This window comes from Klebsiella sp. A-Nf5, assembly GCF_002810545.1.
In the GTDB taxonomy this organism is placed as follows: domain Bacteria; phylum Pseudomonadota; class Gammaproteobacteria; order Enterobacterales; family Enterobacteriaceae; genus Klebsiella; species Klebsiella variicola.
The window spans coordinates 13,881-32,934 of record NZ_PIOG01000048.1 but is presented as its reverse complement, the minus strand read 5'-3'; the positions used below and the strand labels follow the sequence as shown (position 1 = coordinate 32,934).

Here is a 19,054-nt window from a genome sequence, read left to right as displayed (position 1 = left end):
GTTCCTTACGCGCTTTCCGCCAGTTGTTCAAAGGTCAGCGCCACCGGAGTGATGCGCTGCAGCTCTTCAAAAGAGAGACCGTTAAAGATTTCACGTACCACCGGGCCGCGGTCGGTGATGTCGATCACCGCCAGGTCGGTATAGATCCGGCTGACGCAGCCGACGCCGGTCAGCGGGTAGCTGCACTGCTCCACCAGCTTGCACTCGCCGTCACGGGTCAGGTGGTCCATCATCACGAAAACCTGGCGGGCGCCGATGGCCAGATCCATCGCCCCGCCAACGGCCGGGATCGCATCCGGCGCACCGGTGCTCCAGTTGGCAAGGTCGCCGCTGGCGGAAACCTGATAGGCCCCCAGCACGCAGATATCGAGATGGCCGCCGCGCATCATGGCGAAGGAGTCGCCGTGGTGGAAATAGCAGCCGCCCTGCAGGAGGGTGACATACTCTTTACCGGCATTGATCAGCTCGGGATCTTCTTCCCCGGGCTGCGGTTTCGGCCCCATCCCCAACAGGCCGTTTTCGCTGTGCAGGAACACTTCTTTGTCGGCGGGCAGGTAATTGGCAATGCGGGTCGGCAGGCCGATACCGAGGTTGACGTAAGCGCCTTCGGGAATATCGCGGGCCACGCGCTGGGCCATTTCGTCACGGGTCAGTTTTTGCATGTCGGGCTCCTCAGGCGCGTTGCGCGGCAGTCAGGTTTTCCAGCGAGAAGACACGCTGGACGAAAATGCCGGGGGTGATGATAGTTTCCGGGTCGAGGTCGCCCAGCGGCACCAGCTGCGAGACTTCAACGATGGTGGTTTTCGCCGCCGTCGCCATGATCGGGCCAAAGTTGCGCGCCGCCTTGCGATAGACCAAGTTGCCCCAGCGGTCGCCCTGATGGGCCTTAATCAGCGCGAAATCGGCTTTGATCGGATACTCCAGCACATAGTGACGACCGTCGATTTCCCGCGTCTCCTTGCCTTCCGCCAGCGGTGTGCCGTAGCCGGTGGGGGTAAACACTGCCCCCAGCCCGGCGCCAGCCGCCTGGATCCGCGCCGCGAGGTTACCCTGCGGCACCAGCTCCAGCTCCACTTTGCCGCGGCGATAGAGGTCATCGAAAATCTGGGAATCCACCTGGCGCGGGAAGGAGCAGATCATCTTGCGTACTCGCCCGGCCTTGAGCAGCGCCGCGAGACCCACTTCCCCGTTGCCGGCATTGTTATTAATGATGGTCAGGTCGCGGGCACCCTGGTCAATCAGGGCGTCAATCAGAAAGGTCGGCTGGCCGGCGGGACCAAAGCCGCCGATCATAATAGTCGCCCCGTCGTGGATCCCGGCGATGGCCTCGCTCAGCGTCGATACGCTTTTATCAATCATCAGGTCGCTCCAGTGATGTGCGGTAATCGCACTTTTATTCGTTGTTCGCACAAAATGTGACCCGCTTAACGATGTCGGTCAAGGGCGATAATCGAAATATGGTGCGATAATCGAACATCGGTTATCTTTAGCGAAAGAATGTGATCGATGGCAAATATGGGGAACAGAAATGGACAAGCATCCAGACGATTTACTGACCGGCGACGGCGATCCGTTTAAAGGCGATCCTAACTTTATGGCCTCCCTGGCTCGGGGTCTGGAGGTGATTCAGGCGTTCACACCGCAGCGGCCCCTGTTGTCTATCTCGCAGATCAGCCAGAAGACCGGCATTCCGCGCGCGGCGGTGCGCCGCTGCCTGTATACCCTGAGCAAGCTGGGGTTCGTGTATGCCGAAGACGGTAAGAATTTCCAGCTGCGACCGCGGATCCTGGCGCTGGGCCACGCCTGGCTGGCCTCGACGCCACTGGCGCGTTCGGCGCAGCCGGTGCTGCGACATCTGAGCGAAATGCTCAATGAGTCCTGCTCCATCGCCACCCTCGACGGGGACGATATTCTGTATATCGCCCGCGCCTCCAGCTCGCGGATTATGACCATCGACCTGGATATTGGCAGCCGCCTTCCGGCCTGGGCGACCTCGATGGGCCGGGTGCTGCTCAGCCATCAGCCGGAGGAGAAGCTCAACGATATGCTGGCTCGGGTGACCATGATCCGCTACACCCCGCAGACGGTGGATTCGGTGGCGAAGCTACGCACCGAACTGAAACGGATTCACCAGCAGGGGTATGCCCTCAACGATCAGGAACTGGAGATGGGCCTGCGCTCCCTCGCGGTACCGCTGTTTAACGCTCAGGGGCAGGTCCAGGCGGCGCTGAACGTCGGGGTGCATGCGGGCCAGATGTCGGCCCGCGAGATGATCGATCGCGTGCTGCCGGAGCTGCAAAAAGCCGCCCGCGAGCTGACGCTGCTTCTGCGCTAACGACTGCGCTTGGCGTGCTGCTCCCAGGTCTCCTGCTTCGCCTCGGCCGATTTACGCAGCGCGACATAGCAGGCGCCGCTACCGCCATGATGTGGAAGCGCGGTGCAGAAGGCCTGCACCTCCGGCAGCTCTTCCAGCCAGCGCGCCAGATAGCTGCGGATAATATTGGCGTGGGACTGGTCGTCGCGGCCTTTGCCGTGAACGATCAGCACATTGCGTAACCCCTCTTTCTGCGCCTGCACCATAAAAGCGAAGAGCATCTGCCGACATTGCTCCACCGGCTGGCGCAGCAGGGAGAGGCTCGCCTGCTGGCTGTATTTCCCTCGGCGCAGCTTATCCAGCACGCCGCTCTGCAGCCCTTCACGCTTAAACTCCAGCGGCGTGGCGAGCGGCACGATATCGAGATAGCCGGTGGTGAGAAAATTATCCAGTTGCAGGGTATCGACGCGCTGCGGGGCCCGGCTGTTGCGCCCGGGATGCCAGTGCACGTCATTGTTACGTTTCAGAGGCTGGACATCTTCCATGGCGTCAAGAAACAGGGATTTGTCATCAAGGTTCATGGGCTCTCCTCCAGCGGCTGTCGCCAGCTACTATAGCCGCCCCGCGCGCGCCCCTCAACGCGTTTAGCCGCGTTCGCTGGCAAAGTGAGCGCCACGGGCGATTAAGGAAACAATTGTCGGCTCTGACGGCGAAACAGCGTGATTAACGACGCCGTTAATGGCGTCTGCCGGGTGTCGCGCCGCTGGATCAGAAAATAGGCGGCCGTCGGCAAGACGTCGCGGACAGGGATCATCACCAGCTTGTCCGCCATCAGCGGATCGTTGCCGAGCTCCACCGGCAGGATGCTGAGAAAATCACTTTTCACCACCAGGCTAATGCACGACGAGAAGGTTTCGCAAACAATATCCACCTTAGGTGCCAGCCCGGCCTGATTAAGCCGGTCCTGCAGCTGTTTAAAGTAGCTGCCGCGCGGCGTCGGCATGGTCCAGTGGTGATCCATCAGCTCCCCCAGCGAGGTGGCCTGCGCCGCCGGATGTCCCGCGCGGGCGAACACCGCGAACGGTTTCTCAAACAGTTTCTCAAAGCTGAACTCATGGTCGTACGGCCCGGGGTAATAGGTATTGATGGTGAAATCCAGCTCTCCCTGGCGCAGCTCATTGATCATCGCCAATAGTTGGCCTTCCATGATCCGCACCTTTACCTGCGGATGCTGCTGATGAAAGCGGCAGATCACCGACGGCATCAGCGACCGGGCGACGCTGGCGCCGAGGCCAATATTAATTTGCCCGGCCTGCTCGCCCTGGCGCTGCAGCAGTTCGTCCTGCGCCGCCCGCAACTCTTCAAGGATCAAGCTCGCATGTTGGTAAAAGCTTTCGCCGTTTTCGGTCAGCGCCACCCCCTGACTGCGGCGTACGAACAGCTGGGCGGAAAGCCCCTCCTCCAGCTCTTTAATCGCTTTGGTCAGGGCCGGCTGCGAGACCGCCAGCGCCCGGCTGGCGCCGCGAATACTCCCTTCCCGGGCCACTTCGACGAAGGCGCGGATATGATGAAATTTAATCTGAAATGCCATGCTTTAGGTGATAACCATTGTTTATCAGACAGAAGAAAATCACATCTACTGTAATCCATCAGGCTGTGGCAGGTTAAGTGGGATACGGCCTGTAAAACGTAAGTGATAAACAAAAGCTATCACATCGTGAACACCGTCACATTTTTTACTTATGACAGGATGAGCTATGCCGCAACTTGATGAATACCTCCACCAGCTGGCGCCGGCCATGACCGAATGGCGTCGTGATTTTCACCTGCACGCGGAATCCGGCTGGCTGGAATTCCGCACCGCCAGCAAGGTGGCGGAGATCCTCGACGGGCTCGGCTATCAGCTGGCGCTGGGGCGCGACGTCATCGATGCCGATAGCCGGATGGGGCTGCCGGACGAGGAGACCCTGGCCCAGGCTTTCGAACGCGCCCGCGAACAGGGGGCGACGGAACGCTGGTTACCGGCGTTTGAAGGCGGTTTCGCCGGCGTGGTCGCCACGCTCGACACCGGGCGGCCCGGCCCAACACTGGCTTTCCGCGTCGATATGGATGCCCTTGACCTCAATGAACAGCACGACGACAGCCACCGCCCCCATCGCGACCATTTCGCTTCCTGCAACGCCGGCATGATGCACGCCTGCGGCCATGATGGCCATACCGCCATCGGGCTGGGTCTGGCGCATGTCCTGAAGCAGTATGCCGCGCAGCTCAACGGGGTAATTAAGCTGATTTTCCAGCCCGCTGAAGAGGGCACCCGCGGCGCCCGGGCGATGGTGGCCGCCGGCGTGGTGGATGACGTGGACTACTTCACGGCGATCCATATCGGAACCGGCGTGCCGGTGGGCACCGTGGTGTGCGGCGGCGACAACTTTATGGCCACCACTAAATTCGACGTGCAGTTTAGCGGCGTGGCCGCCCACGCCGGCGGCAAGCCCGAGGAGGGGCGTAACGCGCTGCTGGCCGCCGCCCAGGCCGCTCTTGGCCTGCATGCCATCCCGCCGCACAGCGCCGGCGCCTCGCGGGTCAACGTCGGGGTGATGCAGGCCGGTACCGGGCGTAACGTGGTGCCCTCTTCCGCGCTGTTAAAAGTGGAAACCCGCGGTGAAAGCGAAGCCATTAACCAGTACGTGTTCGAGCGGGCGCAGCACGTCGTCGCCGGGGCGGCGGCGATGTACGAAGCCCGCTACGAACTGCGCATGATGGGCGCAGCGACCGCCAGCGCACCGTCGCCGGCGTGGGTGGACTATCTGCGCGAACAGGCCGCCCGGGTGCCCGGCGTGCAACAGGCGGTGGATCGCATCGCCGCCCCGGCGGGCTCGGAAGACGCCACCCTGATGATGGCCCGGGTCCAGGCGCGCGGCGGCCTCGCCTCGTACATGATCTTCGGCACCGAACTGAGCGCCGGTCACCACAACGAGAGATTTGACTTCGACGAGAGCGTCATGGTGATAGCGGTAGAAACCCTGGCGCGAATCGCGCTTAACTTTCCCTGGCAGCGGGGGGTGTGATGGGATCCATTTTTGCGTTTGTGGATGAAGTGATTGAGACGCGACGCGAGGCATACTGTGCCATCGCCGATGACATCTGGGATCACCCGGAGACCCGCTTTGAGGAGTTCTGGTCCGCCCAACGCCTGGCGGACGCCCTGGAAGCGGAAGGTTTCCAGCTCACTCGCGATGCGGGTGGGATCCCTAACGCCTTTATCGCCAGCGTCGGCGAAGGCCAACCGGTCATTGCCCTGCTGGGCGAATATGACGCGCTGGCGGGTCTCAGCCAGCAGGCCCATTGCGCGGAGCCAATGTCGTTGACGCCGGGGGCAAACGGCCACGGCTGTGGGCATAATCTGCTCGGTACGGCGGCATTCGCCGCGGCGGTCGCCGCCAAAGCCTGGCTGCAGCAGCACGGCGGCGCGGGCACGCTGCGCTTCTATGGTTGTCCCGGCGAGGAAGGCGGCTCGGGAAAAACCTTTATGGTGCGCGAAGGGTTGTTTGATGATGTCGATGCGGCGCTGACCTGGCATCCGGAAGCCTGGGCCGGGATGTTCAGCACCCGCACTCTCGCCAATATCCAGGCGGCATGGCGTTTTACCGGCACCGCTGCCCACGCTGCGAATTCGCCGCACCTGGGCCGGAGCGCGCTGGATGCCGTCACCCTGATGACCACCGGCAGCAACTTCCTCAATGAACATATTATCGAGAAGGCGCGGGTCCATTATGCCATTACCGATACCGGCGGTGTCTCGCCCAACGTAGTGCAGGCTCAGGCGGAAGTGCTGTATCTGATCCGCGCGCCGGAGATGGCCGACGCGGAGCAGATCTTCGCCCGCATCGAGAAGATTGCCCAGGGGGCCGCGCTGATGACCGAGACCCAGGTCAGTTGCCGCTTTGAAAAAGCCTGCTCCAGCTATCTGCCCAACCGCACGCTTGAGGCGGCGATGTATCAGGCGGTCTGTCATTACGGTACCCCCGACTGGAGCGACGAGGAGCGCGCCTTTGCCGCGGCGATCCGCGCCACCCTCAGCGCCAACGATATTAACAACAGCCTGAACAATATTGCCGGCACCAGTGGGGAGGAAGGGAAAACGTTCGCTCGTCGCCACCGCGACACGCTGCTGATTGATGAGGTGGCGCCGTGGGCGGCCACGGATAACGTCCTCGCCGGCTCCACTGACGTCGGCGATGTCAGCTGGAAAGCGCCGGTGGCCCAGTGCTTCAGCCCGTGCTTCGCGGTGGGAACCCCGCTGCACAGCTGGCAACTGGTGAGCCAGGGCAGAACCACCATCGCCCATAAAGGGATGTTGCTGGCGGGGAAAGTGCTCGCGGCGACCGCGATCCGTTTATTCAGCGACAGCGCCCTGCTGGCGGCCAGCCAGCAAGAACTCAGGCAGGTACTGGCCGAACGCCCCTATCGCTGCCCGATCCCGGCGGAGGTGAGTCCGTCCGTTTTACGATAACCACTTAAGACAGGCTACTCCTGGCCAACGCTGACCGGCATCGCGGCACGCACCGACCATAATAACCGCCGGCAGTACGGGAGCAGGCCTGCCCAACACAACAACGACAACAGAGGAACGCCCATGAGTATGTCATCCATACCGTCGTCTTCCCCCGGCGGAAAGCGCTATGGCTGGGTAGAGAAGATCGGTAACAAAGTCCCGCACCCGTTTTTGCTGTTTATCTATCTTATCGTGGCGCTGATCGCGGCCACGGCGATACTTTCCGCCTTCAACGTCGGGGTGCAGAACCCTACGGATGGTTCACGGGTGGTGGTCAAAAATCTGCTCAGCGTGGAAGGGTTGCACTGGTTTTTGCCCAACGTCATTAAAAACTTCAGCGGTTTCGCGCCGCTGGGGGCGATCCTCGCCCTGGTGCTGGGCGCCGGCTTCGCCGAGCGGGTGGGCCTGTTACCCGCGCTGATGGTGAAGATGGCCTCTCACGTCAGCGCCCGATATGCCAGCTATATGGTGCTGTTTATCGCCTTCTTCAGCCATATCTCTTCTGACGCGGCGCTGGTAATTATGCCGCCGCTGGGCGCGCTGATGTTCCTCGCCGTCGGTCGGCATCCTGTCGCCGGCCTGTTGGCGGCGATTGCCGGTGTGGGCTGCGGCTTTACCGCCAATTTACTGATCGTCACCACCGACGTACTGCTCTCGGGGATCAGCACCGAGGCGGCAAAATCCATCGATGCCTCTTTGCACGTCAGCGTGATCGACAACTGGTACTTTATGGCGACCTCGGTGATCGTTCTGACGCTCGTCGGCGGACTGATCACCGATAAGCTGGTTGAGCCGCGACTGGGCCAGTGGCAAGGCAGTCGTGATGAAAAGCTGCAGACGCTGACGCCCGAGGAGCGTTTCGGCCTGCGCATCGCCGGCGTGGCAACGCTGGTATTCGTGGCGGTCATCGCCCTGATGGTGGTCCCCGAGAATGGTATTCTTCGCGACCCGGTTCAACATACGGTCATGCCCTCGCCGTTTATCAAAGGCATTGTGCCGCTGATTATCTTTTTCTTCTTTGTCGTGTCGCTGGCATACGGCATCGCCACCGGCAAAATTCGCCGCCAGGCCGACCTGCCGCAGCTGATGATTGAGCCGATGAAAGAGATGGCCGGGTTTATCGTGATGGTCTTCCCGCTGGCGCAGTTCGTGGCGATGTTCAACTGGAGCAACATGGGCAAGTTTATGGCCGTCGGTCTGACGGACCTGCTGGAGAGCGCAGGGATGAACGGCGTCCCGGCGTTTGTCGGACTCGCGCTGCTGTCGGCTTTTCTGTGTATGTTTATCGCCAGCGGCTCGGCCATCTGGTCGATTCTGGCGCCGATCTTCGTGCCGATGTTTATGCTGCTGGGCTTTCACCCGGCGTTTGCGCAGATCCTCTTTCGCATCGCCGATTCATCGGTGCTGCCGCTGGCGCCGGTGTCGCCGTTTGTGCCGCTGTTTCTCGGCTTCCTACAGCGCTACCGACCGGATGCCCGCCTCGGCACCTACTACTCGCTGGTGCTCCCTTACCCGCTGATTTTTCTTGCCGTCTGGCTGCTGTTGCTGGTGGGCTGGTATCTGGTGGGACTGCCGATCGGCCCGGGCATCTATCCGCGTCTTCCTTAACCCGCTTGCAGGCCAGGGACGGCCGCATAACGTTAACGCGCTCCCTTCGTTTTCACTTTGCTGGCAACATGATCCGCACTGGCGAATTTGCAGAAAAGCGCTTTGTACACCCTTTCAAACACCAGGGTCAGACCGTGGATCGCTAAGCCGCTGATGATCAATACCAGTACGCCAGTCAGTATAAATTGCATAGCTCCACCTCTGAGTGATTAACCGCGCCGCGCTGAGGCGTCGGCACCCTACCGGGCGCGTGAAGCACCGGCATCGTCAGTTAAAAAGTAGCAAAAACCATGCCCGATAACCCGCCGGGATCGATCCAAAAATAAATCATTGTGGCTTACGCAGAGCGCCAGCCCGTGATGCGGCTTTATCTTTTGGGAGTATAGTTGACTGTCGTCAGCGCGTGGTATCGTGTGCCCCTCATGTACGATGGTGGATGACAGAAACGATGTTGACCTTGCTGCAGGACAAAATGGATACCCCGCTGGGGCCGCTGTGGGTACTTTGCGACGAACAGTTTAATTTGCGCGCCGTTGAGTGGGACGAGCACCGCGATCGGATGGAAACCCTGCTCGACGTTCACTATCGCCGGGAAGGTTATCAGCGCGTCGACTGCCGCAATCCAGGCGGTCTCAGCAGTAAGCTGAACGACTATTTCGCCGGCGATCTGGCGATTATCGATACCCTGCCTACCGCCACCGCCGGCACCCCTTTCCAGCGTCAGGTCTGGCAGGCGTTACGCGATATCCCCTGTGGCCAGGTGATGCACTATGGCCAGCTAGCCGAGGCGCTCGGACGCCCCGGTGCCGCTCGCGCCGTGGGGGCCGCCAATGGCGCCAATCCGGTGAGTATCGTGGTGCCCTGCCATCGGGTCATCGGGCGTAACGGCACCCTGACCGGCTATGCCGGCGGCGTGCAGCGAAAAGAGTGGTTATTGCGCCATGAAGGGTATCTTTTACTTTGACTGAAAATGCCTTTTCTGGAATCTTCAGGTAATTTTACAATCAAACATAGCGAAATAATCTATTGTTAATCAAATAGATATTTATCCGTTTTGATTTACCCTGCTGATATTACGTGTTTCCGGGTCTGAAGACTTACCTGCTGATCAAAAAGATGTTAAAATTGACCAATATCAATTAAGGCCTGAGCAGACATATGATCCCTGAGAAGCGAATTATTCGACGCATTCAGTCTGGCGGTTGTGCTATCCATTGTCAGGATTGCAGTATCAGCCAGCTCTGCATCCCCTTTACTCTGAACGAGCATGAGCTTGATCAGCTGGATAATATTATCGAGCGGAAAAAGCCTATCCAGAAAGGTCAAACCTTGTTCAAAGCCGGTGATGAGCTGAAGTCGTTGTACGCTATTCGCTCCGGGACCATCAAAAGCTACACCATCACCGAGCAGGGTGATGAGCAGATCACCGGCTTCCATCTGGCGGGCGATCTGGTGGGTTTCGACGCCATCGGCACCGGTCTGCACCCGAGCTTTGCACAGGCGCTGGAAACCTCGATGGTTTGCGAGATCCCCTTCGAAACCCTTGACGATCTTTCCGGAAAAATGCCGAATCTGCGTCAGCAGATGATGCGCCTGATGAGCGGTGAGATTAAAGGCGACCAGGATATGATCCTGCTGCTTTCCAAAAAGAATGCCGAAGAGCGTCTGGCTGCGTTTATCTATAACCTCTCTCGTCGTTTCGCCCAGCGCGGTTTCTCACCGCGTGAGTTCCGCCTGACCATGACCCGCGGCGACATTGGCAACTATCTCGGCCTCACTGTCGAAACCATCAGCCGTCTGCTGGGACGTTTCCAGAAAAGCGGCATGCTGGCGGTGAAAGGCAAATACATCACCATTGAAAACAGCGATCTGCTGGCCCAGCTGGCCGGTCAGGCGCGTAACGTCGCTTAATCTCTGAGCACCTCCTGGTCACGATCGGCAATTTTTTAAGATTTGTTGATCTGACCAGGCTCCTCCCCTGTTTCAATTCATCCATATAGGTTATCTTTTTAGTAACTGACGGTAGCTGCAGTTGTAAGGAGACCCTGTATGGCGAAGTATCAGAGCATGCTGGTAGTAATCGATCCTAACCAGGACGACCAGCCGGCACTTAGGCGCGCGGTGTACCTGCACCAACGGATTGGTGGACGCATCAAAGCCTTTTTGCCGATCTATGATTTTTCTTATGAAATGACCACCCTGCTGTCGCCGGACGAACGCACGGCGATGCGCCAGGGCGTCATTGCCCAACGTACGGCCTGGATCCGCGAGCAGGCGAAATTCTATATTGAATCGGGTGTGCCGATTGACGTGAAAGTGGTGTGGCACAACCGCCCCTTCGAAGCCATTATTCAGGAAGTCATTAGCGAGAAACACGATTTGCTGTTGAAGATGGCCCACCAGCACGACAAACTGGAGGCGGTGATCTTCACTCCGACCGACTGGCATCTGCTGCGTAAGTGCCCGTGCCCGGTGTGGATGGTGAAAGACCAACCGTGGCCGGAAGGTGGCAAAGCGCTGGTCGCGGTCAACCTTGCCAGCGAAGAGAATTATCACAATACCCTGAACGAAAAGCTGGTTCGGGAGACGCTGTCGCTGGCGAAAGAAGTCAACCATACCGAAGTTCATCTCATCGGCGCTTATCCGGTGACCCCCATCAATATCGCGATTGAGCTACCGGATTTTGATCCCAGCGTCTACAACGACGCCATTCGCGGTCAGCACCTGCTGGCGATGAAAGCGCTGCGGCAGAAGTTTGGCATCGATGAGAAATTCACCCACGTGGAAAAAGGACTGCCTGAGGAGGTGATCCCGGATCTCGCCGAGCATCTGCAGGCGGGGATCGTGGTGCTGGGAACGGTCGGACGTACCGGCCTGTCAGCAGCGTTCCTCGGCAATACGGCGGAACAGGTGGTCGACCATCTGCGCTGCGACCTCCTGGTACTCAAACCGGAGGCCTACCAGACGCCGGTGGAACTGGACGACGACGACGACGATTAACCCTCTTCTCGTACCGCTCACCTTCCCCCGCCTCGCGGGGGATTTTTTTGCTTGCTGCCAGTCAGGCACAAAAAAAGGGCCGCTGGCGGCCCCTGTCACTGTCCAGCGAGAATGGCTTAGTGGATACCCAGACGCCAGGCCAGATCGATCTCTTCTTTCAGCTCCAGCGATGAGAGCGCCATCAGGTCAGCAAACTCCAGCTCCAGCAGTTTCAGCTTTTTCAGATACTGCGCTGGGGTCATGACGGTAGTGTCGCGGCGTAAGAATTCGATGGCCATCTGCGTTGGGGTTAACTCGGTATCCATAATATCCTCTGTCTGATGTAATAACCGGGACATTATATCACCTCTTGCCGCTTATTTTATGAACAATTCCAGGCACTGCGCCGTATATAAAAAAGCCGTCTCACAGGAGACGGCTTATAAACAAACGTTGTAAAACAAGCGTGCTACATTACAGCGCTTTCAGGATCGCATCGACGCTGGCTTTCGCATCCCCAAACAGCATATGGGTGTTCTCTTTGAAGAACAGCGGGTTCTGTACGCCGGCGTAGCCAGTGTTCATCGAACGCTTAAAGACCACCACGTTCTGCGCTTTCCAGACTTCCAGCACTGGCATACCCGCGATAGGACTCTTCGGATCGTCCTGCGCCGCCGGGTTGACAGTGTCGTTGGCGCCAATCACCAGCACGGTGTCGGTATCGCTGAAATCGTCGTTGATCTCATCCATCTCCAGCACGATGTCGTAAGGCACTTTGGCTTCCGCCAGCAGCACGTTCATATGCCCCGGCAGACGCCCGGCTACCGGGTGAATACCAAAGCGTACTTTGATACCCCGCGCCCGCAGCTTCTCGGTAATTTCTGCCACCGGATACTGCGCCTGAGCCACCGCCATACCATAGCCGGGGGTGATGATCACCGACTGGGAGTTTTTCAGCATCTCCGCCGTCTCTTCCGCGCTAATCTCGCGATGCTCGCCCACTTCTTCATCGCCGCCGCTGGAAGAACCATCGGTGCCGAAACCGCCGGCAATCACGCTGATAAAGGAGCGGTTCATCGCCTTACACATAATGTAAGAGAGGATGGCACCGGAAGAACCCACCAGCGCGCCGGTGACGATCAGCAGGTCATTGCTCAGCATAAAGCCCGCTGCCGCTGCCGCCCAACCCGAGTAGGAGTTCAGCATGGAAACCACCACCGGCATGTCCGCGCCGCCGATAGAAGCCACCAGGTGCCAGCCGAAGGCCAGCGCGATCGCGGTCATCACCAGCAGGCACAGGACCTGGGTGCCGGTGCTGTCGGCGCGAACAAAAATCACCATCAGTACGAAGGAGACCACCAGCGCCGCCAGGTTCAGCTTATGGCGATTGGGCAGCATCAGCGGCTTCGAGGAAATTTTGCCGCGCAGTTTACCAAACGCCACCACCGAACCGGTGAAGGTGACTGCACCGATGAAGATGCCGAGGAACACTTCGGTCAAATGGATATTGACCAAAATCTGCTCCATCCCGGTTTCATGCTGCAGATAGCTGTTAAAACCAACCAGCACCGCCGCCAGGCCCACGAAGCTGTGCAGGATAGCCACCAGCTCCGGCATCTCGGTCATCTCGACCTTCTTCGCCAGACGAATACCGATCGCTCCGCCGATCACCATCGCGAGGATGATCCAACCGACGTTGCCGGCGTCCGGCCCCAGAATAGTGGCGATCAGGGCGATGGCCATCCCGGCGATGCCGAAATAGTTGCCCTGCTGCGACGTTTCGTGTTTCGACAGACCCGCCAGGCTGAAAATAAACAGGATTGCGGCAACAATGTATGCAGCTGTAACTAATCCACCAGACATGTGCTACCCCTTATCCTTTGCGAAACATTTTCAGCATGCGCTGAGTCACGGTAAAACCACCGAAAATATTAATGCTGGCGATCAGTACCGCGATAAAGCTCAGGAAGCTGACCCAGCCCCCGTGGCCTATCTGCAACAACGCACCAACAACGATAATGCCCGAAATGGCGTTCGTCACCGACATCAGCGGCGTATGCAGCGCATGGGAGACGTTCCATACTACGTAGTAACCCACTACGCAGGCCAGCGCGAAGACGGTGAAATGACCAAGGAACTCTTTTGGCGCGACGTTGGCCAGCCAGCCGAAGAGGATAATCGCCAGCGCTATCAGGGCATATTTACGCCATGGGGACACCGGTTTTGCCGCTTCTTTCGGCGCTTCGACTTTTTTCGCCGCAGCCTGCGGCTGAGCGGAGACCTGAATCGGCGGCGCCGGCCAGGTGATTTCGCCTTCACGCACCACGGTCACGCCGCGCACCACCACGTCATCGAAATCGATAACAATGTTGCCATCTTTCTCTTTGCACAGCAGCTTCAGCAGGTTGACCAGGTTGGTGCCATAGAGCTGGGAGGACTGGGTCGGCAGACGGCCCGGCAGGTCGGTGTAACCGATAATTTTCACGCCGTTGGCGGTGGTGACCACTTCGCCGGGCACGGTGTACTCACAGTTGCCGCCATTTTGCGAAGCGAGGTCGACCACCACGCTGCCCGACTTCATGGAGTCGACCATCTCGCGGGTGATCAGCTTCGGCGCCGGTTTACCCGGAATTAACGCCGTGGTGACGATGATATCGACATCTTTCGCCTGGGCGGCGAAGAGCGCCATTTCGGCCTTAATAAAGGCCTCAGACATCACCTTGGCGTAGCCGTCGCCGCTGCCGGCTTCCTCTTTAAAGTCCAGCTCGAGGAACTCGGCGCCCATACTCTGCACCTGCTCCTTCACTTCCGGACGGGTATCGAAGGCGCGGACGATAGCGCCCAGGCTGTTGGCGGCGCCAATCGCAGCCAGACCGGCCACCCCGGCGCCGATGACCATCACCTTCGCGGGCGGAACTTTGCCTGCCGCCGTAATCTGCCCGGTAAAGAAACGGCCGAATTCATGAGCCGCCTCAACGATTGCGCGATAGCCGGCGATATTCGCCATTGAGCTGAGCGCATCCAGCGACTGGGCGCGAGAAATACGCGGCACCGAATCCATCGCCATCACGTTGATATTACGGGCCGCCAGTTTTTCCATCAGCTGCGGGTTTTGCGCAGGCCAGATAAAACTTATCAGCGTAGTTCCCGGATTCAGCAGCGCAATTTCGTCGTCATTTGGGGCATTGACCTTGAGGATGACGTCAGACTGCCACACCTCGTTGCCCGTGACGATCTCAGCCCCTGCCTGGGTAAAGGCTGCATCGTCAAAGCTGGCCAGTTTCCCGGCACCGCTTTCTACCGCGACGCTAAAGCCGAGTTTAAGCAATTGCTCAACGGTCTTCGGCGTGGCGGCGGCCCGGGTCTCCTGGGCTAGCCTCTCTTGTGGTACACCAATACGCATAGTTTTCCCTTCCATCGGTTTTTGATGATGGTTTACTTTTCTGACCAACAACGACAAGACGGCGAAATCTTCCTCGCCATCTTCCGTTGTCTGCAAAATGAAACAGTAACAAACTTTTTATAACCTACTGAAAATAGCGATTGTGATCTACAGCGATAAAACAGAAATTTTGATTTTATTGCTTATTGTCAGCACAGATGGTTCCGGGCAGCAATATTTACCTGAATTTCTCACTCAGGCCTGATAATCCGCTTATCCAGTGGTATAAAACGCCATTTATCGCCATTGAGATCATTGCATTAACATTACGTTAACTAATAAAAGTGGTATCGATTATCGTTTTTGCTGCTCAAGCGGCTGTTTTTTCAACATATCGAAAAATGTTATCTTTCCGTAGTATACGATTCGGGCGGCAAGCAAAAAATGACGCAGACAGTCACAACGATTAAATGCAATAATCAAACGTTTTCAGTCAACAACAACACCAGTATATGGTTTGCGCAAGGCAAAGGATTATTTTTATGAAGCTTAAAAACACCCTCCTGGCGTCTGCTCTCCTGACAACCGCCACGTTGTCTGCCCATGCAGCGACCGAGTTGACCCCGGAGCAGGCGGCTGCGCTGAAGCCCTACGATCGCGTTGTCGTCACCGGCCGGTTTAATGCCATTGGCGACGCGGTACAGGCGGTATCGCGCAAAGCCGACAAAGACGGCGCGGCCTCATTCTATGTTGTCGACACGTCGGACTACGGCAATGGCGGCAACTGGCGCGTCACGGCTGACCTCTATAAAGACAACGCACCGCAAGCGGATACGCCGAAAAATCGCATCATCAATGGCGTGGTAGAACTGCCGAAAGATCAGGCTGTTGCACTGATGCCTTACGACACCGTCACCGTTCAGGGCTTCTATCGCAGTCAGCCGGAAGTGAACGATGCCATCACCAAAGCGGCAAAAGCGAAAGGCGCCTATGCGTTCTTTATCGTGCGCCAGGTGGATGCCAACCAGGGTGGCAACCAGCGCATTACCGCTTATATCTATAAAAAAGATGCTGAGAAACGCGTACTGCAGAGCCCTGACGCCATTCCGGCGGACTCTGACGCCGGTCGCGCAGCGCTGGCCAAAGGCGGCGAAGCGGCGAAAACTGTGGAAATCCCGGGCGTCGCCACCACTGCGGCTGTAGGGTCAGGCACTGGCGTCGGTCGTTTCTTCGAGACCCAGTCGTCTAAAGGCGGGCGTTACACTGTCACGCTGCCGGACGGCACCAAAGTCGAAGAAGTGAACAAAGTGACCGCAGCGCAAATGGTGCCGTTTGATAATATCCAGTTCACCGGCAACTACGGCAACATGACCGAAATCTCCTATCAGACGGCGAAACGCGCGGCGAAGAAAGGGGCGAAGTACTATCACATTACCCGCCAGTGGCAGGAACGCGGCGGCAACATCACCATCAGCGCCGATTTGTACAAATAATCACTGCTGACTGGCTAAAAAGGCGGCGCAATGCCGCCTTTTCATTTTTTTTCATCCCCCGCCATTGCATGGCTCCCGGACACTCCGTAAAATCCCGCGCCTTAGCGCAATCCTCCATTTTTATGCGATTTCGCAAAATAAATATTCTGGAACAGCCATTTTCACCTCGGGAATGCAATGGAAAAGAAACTGGGCCTGAGCGCCCTGACCGCCCTGGTCCTTAGCTCAATGCTCGGCGCTGGCGTATTCAGTTTGCCGCAAAATATGGCTGCCGTAGCCAGCCCCTCCGCTTTGCTTATCGGCTGGGCCATCACCGGCGTCGGGATCCTGTTCCTCGCCTTCGCCATGCTGCTGTTAACCCGAATTCGCCCCGACCTCGACGGCGGGATCTTCACCTACGCCCGCGAAGGGTTCGGTGAGCTGATTGGCTTCTGTTCCGCCTGGGGATATTGGCTCTGTGCGGTGATCGCCAACGTCTCCTATCTGGTGATCGTCTTTTCGGCGCTCAGTTTCTTCACCGATACCCCTGAGCTGCGCCTGTTTGGCGATGGCAACACCTGGCAGTCTATCGCTGGCGCTTCAGTTCTGCTGTGGGTTGTCCATTTTCTGGTTCTGCGCGGCGTGCAGACGGCGGCGGGGATTAATCTGGTGGCCACCCTCGCCAAACTCCTGCCGCTGGGCGCGTTTATCGCGCTCGCCGCCCTGGCCTTCCAACTGGATACGTTTCGCCTCGATTTCCGTGGGCTGGCACTGGGTATCCCCGTTTGGGAGCAGGTTAAAAACACCATGCTGATCACCCTGTGGGTGTTTATCGGCGTGGAAGGTGCCGTCGTGGTTTCCGCCCGCGCCCGACACAAGCGCGATGTCGGTCGCGCAACGCTGCTGGCGGTCATCTCTGCCCTCGCGGTTTATCTGCTGGTCACCCTGCTGTCGCTGGGCGTGGTGCCGCGCAGTGAACTGGCCGGCATGCGTAACCCGTCGATGGCGGGACTGATGGTCAACATGATGGGCTCATGGGGAGAAATTGTGATTGCGGCGGGCCTGATCGTGTCGGTGTGTGGCGCCTACCTGAGCTGGACCATCATGGCTGCGGAAGTGCCGTTCCTGGCCGCCACGCATAAAGCCTTCCCGCGCCTGTTTGCCCGCCAGAACAGCAATAATGCCCCGTCCGCCTCGCTGTGGCTGACCAATATCAGCGTTCAGGCATCGCTGGTGCTGATCTGGTTGACCGGGTCGGACTACGGCACCCTGCTGACCATCGCCTCAGAGATGATCCTCGTCCCCTATCTGCTGGTCGGCGCCTTTCTGCTGAAAATCGCCACCCGCCCGCTGCACAAAGCGGTGGGTATCGGCGCCTGCATTTATGGCTTATGGTTATTATACGCGTCGGGACCTGTGCATTTACTGTTGTCGGTGGTACTTTACGCTCCGGGTCTTCTGGTCTTTTTGTACGCTCGACGTACGCACCAGCACGATCGTTCGCTCAAACGCCGCGAATTGGCGCTAATTGGTTTATTGCTGGTTGCCGCTGTGCCGGCAACGTGGATGCTGGTGGGGTAAGCGGTCGCCCTGCCGCAGAACGCATAGGAGATACCCATGGCTGAACAACAGCCCCGCCCGGTTCTGATCACAGGAGGAGGCCGCCGCATCGGTCTCGCGCTGGCACACCATTTACTGCTGCAACACCAGCCGGTCATCGTCAGCTATCGCACGCCCTATCCGGCGATCGATGGCCTGCGCGACGCGGGCGCCCTCTGTCTGCAGGCCGATTTCAGTAGCGATGACGGCATACTCACCTTCGCCGAAGCGGTCAAATCGCATACCAGCGGCCTGCGCGCCATCATCCACAACGCCAGCGACTGGATGGCGGAGAAGCCGGGGGTCGCGCTGAGCACAGTGATCAACCGCATGATGCAGATCCACGTCCATGCCCCCTATCTGCTCAACCACGCACTGGAGGATCTGCTGCGCGGCCACGGCCATGCCGCCAGTGATATCATCCATATTACCGATTACGTCGTGGAGCGCGGCAGCGATAAACATATCGCCTACGCCGCCAGCAAAGCCGCGCTGGACAATATGACCCGCTCCTTCGCCCGCAAGCTGGCGCCGGAGATCAAGGTCAACGCCATCGCCCCGTCGCTGATCATATTTAATGAGAGTGATGACGAAGCCTATCGGCAGCATGCGCTGGATAAATCGCTGATGAAAATTGCCCCAGGCGAAAAAGAGATTAGCGACCTTATCGACTACCTGTTTACCAGCCGCTATGTCACCGGCCGGTCATTCGCCGTCGACGGCGGCCGCCCGCTGCGCTAGTGGAAGCGGCTCCAGCCAACAATTAGCAGCCACGCGCATAGCCCCCAGCACCCCACTGCGCCTGCCAGCGCCAACGGCAGGCGCATGATCCCGGTGAAGTACCACAGCGATAACAAATAGACAAAATAGGGAACGATCGACCACATGCCGAACACGATAGTGGTGCGCAGGGCTTCAATACCGCGCTCGCTGGCGACGATATAGTGAGCGATGAGCGCAAAGGTAGGAAACAGCGGGATCAGCCCGGCGAGAGCGTAATTTTTCGTTTTTGCCAGCACGCCAATCAGCACCACCACCAGCGCACCCAGCAGCCCTTTGATTAACAGCCCCATGTCCGTATGCCTTAACAATGAATCAACAAGTTAGCGCAGCATAGCGGAAATAGCGCTGTTTATAAAAGAGTA

Annotated in this window: 19 protein-coding genes; 10 read left to right on the top strand and 9 right to left on the bottom strand. The window is 58.5% G+C overall.

What is annotated here, in order from left to right:
• Nucleotides 1-5 precede the first annotated feature (5 nt).
• Nucleotides 6-662, bottom strand: a complete 657-nt coding sequence (locus CWM53_RS05835; protein WP_061154726.1) for a 3-oxoacid CoA-transferase subunit B — start codon at nt 660-662, stop codon at nt 6-8.
• A gap of 10 nt (nt 663-672) precedes the next feature.
• Entirely contained in the window at nt 673-1,359 is a 687-nt protein-coding gene (locus CWM53_RS05830; protein WP_032754259.1) for a 3-oxoacid CoA-transferase subunit A, read from the bottom strand.
• A gap of 169 nt (nt 1,360-1,528) precedes the next feature.
• Between CWM53_RS05830 and CWM53_RS05825 the strand changes: the two genes are divergently transcribed.
• Nucleotides 1,529-2,335 carry an IclR family transcriptional regulator C-terminal domain-containing protein gene (locus CWM53_RS05825; RefSeq protein WP_061154728.1) on the top strand — a complete coding sequence of 269 codons (807 nt, stop codon included), beginning with the start codon at nt 1,529-1,531 and terminating at the stop codon, nt 2,333-2,335.
• Here the strand turns inward: CWM53_RS05825 and smrA are convergent.
• Nucleotides 2,332-2,895, bottom strand: a complete 564-nt coding sequence (gene smrA, locus CWM53_RS05820; protein ID WP_100630827.1) for a DNA endonuclease SmrA — start codon at nt 2,893-2,895, stop codon at nt 2,332-2,334. The two genes, CWM53_RS05825 and smrA, sit on opposite strands and share 4 nt — an antisense overlap.
• A gap of 101 nt (nt 2,896-2,996) precedes the next feature.
• Nucleotides 2,997-3,905, bottom strand: a complete 909-nt coding sequence (locus CWM53_RS05815; RefSeq protein WP_061154730.1) for a LysR family transcriptional regulator — start codon at nt 3,903-3,905, stop codon at nt 2,997-2,999.
• 166 nt (nt 3,906-4,071) lie between these two features.
• Between CWM53_RS05815 and CWM53_RS05810 the strand changes: the two genes are divergently transcribed.
• The 3 genes from CWM53_RS05810 to abgT all read left to right on the top strand — a co-directional run bounded on the left by CWM53_RS05810 (nt 4,072) and on the right by abgT (nt 8,477).
• Nucleotides 4,072-5,382: a M20 family metallo-hydrolase gene (locus tag CWM53_RS05810; protein WP_100675646.1), complete on the top strand. Its 1,311-nt coding sequence runs from the start codon at nt 4,072-4,074 to the stop codon at nt 5,380-5,382.
• Entirely contained in the window at nt 5,382-6,827 is a 1,446-nt protein-coding gene (locus CWM53_RS05805; protein ID WP_074385971.1) for a M20 family metallopeptidase, read from the top strand. The genes CWM53_RS05810 and CWM53_RS05805 overlap by 1 nt, the downstream gene beginning before the upstream one ends.
• A 123-nt stretch (nt 6,828-6,950) precedes the next feature.
• On the top strand, nt 6,951-8,477 hold the full coding sequence (abgT, locus tag CWM53_RS05800) for a p-aminobenzoyl-glutamate transporter (protein ID WP_074385972.1): 1,527 nt from the start codon (nt 6,951-6,953) through the stop codon (nt 8,475-8,477).
• Nucleotides 8,478-8,509: 32 nt separating this feature from the next.
• Here the strand turns inward: abgT and CWM53_RS05795 are convergent, their stop codons facing one another.
• Nucleotides 8,510-8,668 (bottom strand): phosphatidate cytidylyltransferase, encoded by a 159-nt coding sequence (locus CWM53_RS05795; RefSeq protein ID WP_100729864.1) that lies wholly within the window; start codon nt 8,666-8,668, stop codon nt 8,510-8,512.
• Nucleotides 8,669-8,925: 257 nt separating this feature from the next.
• On the opposite strand from CWM53_RS05795, the gene ogt reads away from it, so the two are divergent.
• The 3 genes from ogt (at nt 8,926) to uspE (ending at nt 11,477) form a co-directional block, all read left to right on the top strand.
• Complete coding sequence (ogt, locus tag CWM53_RS05790) at nt 8,926-9,441, top strand: methylated-DNA--[protein]-cysteine S-methyltransferase (protein WP_023297535.1); 516 nt, start codon at nt 8,926-8,928, stop codon at nt 9,439-9,441.
• 194 nt (nt 9,442-9,635) lie between these two features.
• Entirely contained in the window at nt 9,636-10,388 is a 753-nt protein-coding gene (gene fnr / locus CWM53_RS05785) for a fumarate/nitrate reduction transcriptional regulator Fnr (RefSeq protein ID WP_002903394.1), read from the top strand.
• Between the two features lie 138 nt (nt 10,389-10,526).
• The gene (gene uspE, locus CWM53_RS05780; protein ID WP_061154735.1) at nt 10,527-11,477 is read left to right on the top strand and encodes a universal stress protein UspE; all 951 of its coding nucleotides are present in this window, start codon (nt 10,527-10,529) and stop codon (nt 11,475-11,477) included.
• A gap of 116 nt (nt 11,478-11,593) precedes the next feature.
• Here the strand turns inward: uspE and CWM53_RS05775 are convergent, their stop codons facing one another.
• The 3 genes from CWM53_RS05775 to pntA form a co-directional block, all read right to left on the bottom strand.
• Nucleotides 11,594-11,782 carry a YdiH family protein gene (locus CWM53_RS05775; RefSeq protein ID WP_004887037.1) on the bottom strand — a complete coding sequence of 63 codons (189 nt, stop codon included), beginning with the start codon at nt 11,780-11,782 and terminating at the stop codon, nt 11,594-11,596.
• A 148-nt stretch (nt 11,783-11,930) separates the two neighbouring features.
• Nucleotides 11,931-13,319 (bottom strand): Re/Si-specific NAD(P)(+) transhydrogenase subunit beta, encoded by a 1,389-nt coding sequence (gene pntB, locus CWM53_RS05770; RefSeq protein WP_012541888.1) that lies wholly within the window; start codon nt 13,317-13,319, stop codon nt 11,931-11,933.
• Nucleotides 13,320-13,329: 10 nt separating this feature from the next.
• Nucleotides 13,330-14,859, bottom strand: coding sequence for a Re/Si-specific NAD(P)(+) transhydrogenase subunit alpha (gene pntA, locus CWM53_RS05765; RefSeq protein WP_023340072.1), 1,530 nt, complete (start codon nt 14,857-14,859; stop codon nt 13,330-13,332).
• 521 nt (nt 14,860-15,380) lie between these two features.
• On the opposite strand from pntA, the gene ydgH reads away from it, so the two are divergent.
• The 3 genes from ydgH (at nt 15,381) to folM (ending at nt 18,650) form a co-directional block, all read left to right on the top strand.
• Nucleotides 15,381-16,331 carry a DUF1471 family protein YdgH gene (ydgH, locus tag CWM53_RS05755; RefSeq protein ID WP_061154737.1) on the top strand — a complete coding sequence of 317 codons (951 nt, stop codon included), beginning with the start codon at nt 15,381-15,383 and terminating at the stop codon, nt 16,329-16,331.
• A gap of 177 nt (nt 16,332-16,508) precedes the next feature.
• The gene (locus CWM53_RS05745; protein ID WP_061154738.1) at nt 16,509-17,891 is read left to right on the top strand and encodes an amino acid permease; all 1,383 of its coding nucleotides are present in this window, start codon (nt 16,509-16,511) and stop codon (nt 17,889-17,891) included.
• Between the two features lie 36 nt (nt 17,892-17,927).
• Nucleotides 17,928-18,650 carry a dihydromonapterin reductase gene (gene folM / locus CWM53_RS05740; RefSeq protein WP_100729863.1) on the top strand — a complete coding sequence of 241 codons (723 nt, stop codon included), beginning with the start codon at nt 17,928-17,930 and terminating at the stop codon, nt 18,648-18,650.
• Here folM and CWM53_RS05735 read toward each other — a convergent pair.
• Nucleotides 18,647-18,982, bottom strand: a complete 336-nt coding sequence (locus tag CWM53_RS05735; RefSeq protein ID WP_061154740.1) for a GlpM family protein — start codon at nt 18,980-18,982, stop codon at nt 18,647-18,649. The genes folM and CWM53_RS05735 overlap by 4 nt on opposite strands.
• Between the last annotated feature and the right edge of the window lie 72 nt (nt 18,983-19,054).

Coding starts and splice junctions, on each gene's coding strand:
- uspE (WP_061154735.1), top strand. CDS start 10,527: ATGGCGAAGTATCAGAGCATGCTGGTAGTAATCGATCCTAACCAGGAC.
- ydgH (WP_061154737.1), top strand. CDS start 15,381: ATGAAGCTTAAAAACACCCTCCTGGCGTCTGCTCTCCTGACAACCGCC.
- smrA (WP_100630827.1), bottom strand. CDS start 2,895: ATGAACCTTGATGACAAATCCCTGTTTCTTGACGCCATGGAAGATGTC.
- CWM53_RS05830 (WP_032754259.1), bottom strand. CDS start 1,359: ATGATTGATAAAAGCGTATCGACGCTGAGCGAGGCCATCGCCGGGATC.
- fnr (WP_002903394.1), top strand. CDS start 9,636: ATGATCCCTGAGAAGCGAATTATTCGACGCATTCAGTCTGGCGGTTGT.
- CWM53_RS05735 (WP_061154740.1), bottom strand. CDS start 18,982: ATGGGGCTGTTAATCAAAGGGCTGCTGGGTGCGCTGGTGGTGGTGCTG.
- ogt (WP_023297535.1), top strand. CDS start 8,926: ATGTTGACCTTGCTGCAGGACAAAATGGATACCCCGCTGGGGCCGCTG.
- CWM53_RS05805 (WP_074385971.1), top strand. CDS start 5,382: ATGGGATCCATTTTTGCGTTTGTGGATGAAGTGATTGAGACGCGACGC.
- CWM53_RS05810 (WP_100675646.1), top strand. CDS start 4,072: ATGCCGCAACTTGATGAATACCTCCACCAGCTGGCGCCGGCCATGACC.
- CWM53_RS05815 (WP_061154730.1), bottom strand. CDS start 3,905: ATGGCATTTCAGATTAAATTTCATCATATCCGCGCCTTCGTCGAAGTG.
- CWM53_RS05775 (WP_004887037.1), bottom strand. CDS start 11,782: ATGGATACCGAGTTAACCCCAACGCAGATGGCCATCGAATTCTTACGC.
- CWM53_RS05745 (WP_061154738.1), top strand. CDS start 16,509: ATGGAAAAGAAACTGGGCCTGAGCGCCCTGACCGCCCTGGTCCTTAGC.
- pntB (WP_012541888.1), bottom strand. CDS start 13,319: ATGTCTGGTGGATTAGTTACAGCTGCATACATTGTTGCCGCAATCCTG.
- folM (WP_100729863.1), top strand. CDS start 17,928: ATGGCTGAACAACAGCCCCGCCCGGTTCTGATCACAGGAGGAGGCCGC.
- CWM53_RS05835 (WP_061154726.1), bottom strand. CDS start 662: ATGCAAAAACTGACCCGTGACGAAATGGCCCAGCGCGTGGCCCGCGAT.
- CWM53_RS05825 (WP_061154728.1), top strand. CDS start 1,529: ATGGACAAGCATCCAGACGATTTACTGACCGGCGACGGCGATCCGTTT.
- pntA (WP_023340072.1), bottom strand. CDS start 14,859: ATGCGTATTGGTGTACCACAAGAGAGGCTAGCCCAGGAGACCCGGGCC.
- abgT (WP_074385972.1), top strand. CDS start 6,951: ATGAGTATGTCATCCATACCGTCGTCTTCCCCCGGCGGAAAGCGCTAT.
- CWM53_RS05795 (WP_100729864.1), bottom strand. CDS start 8,668: ATGCAATTTATACTGACTGGCGTACTGGTATTGATCATCAGCGGCTTA.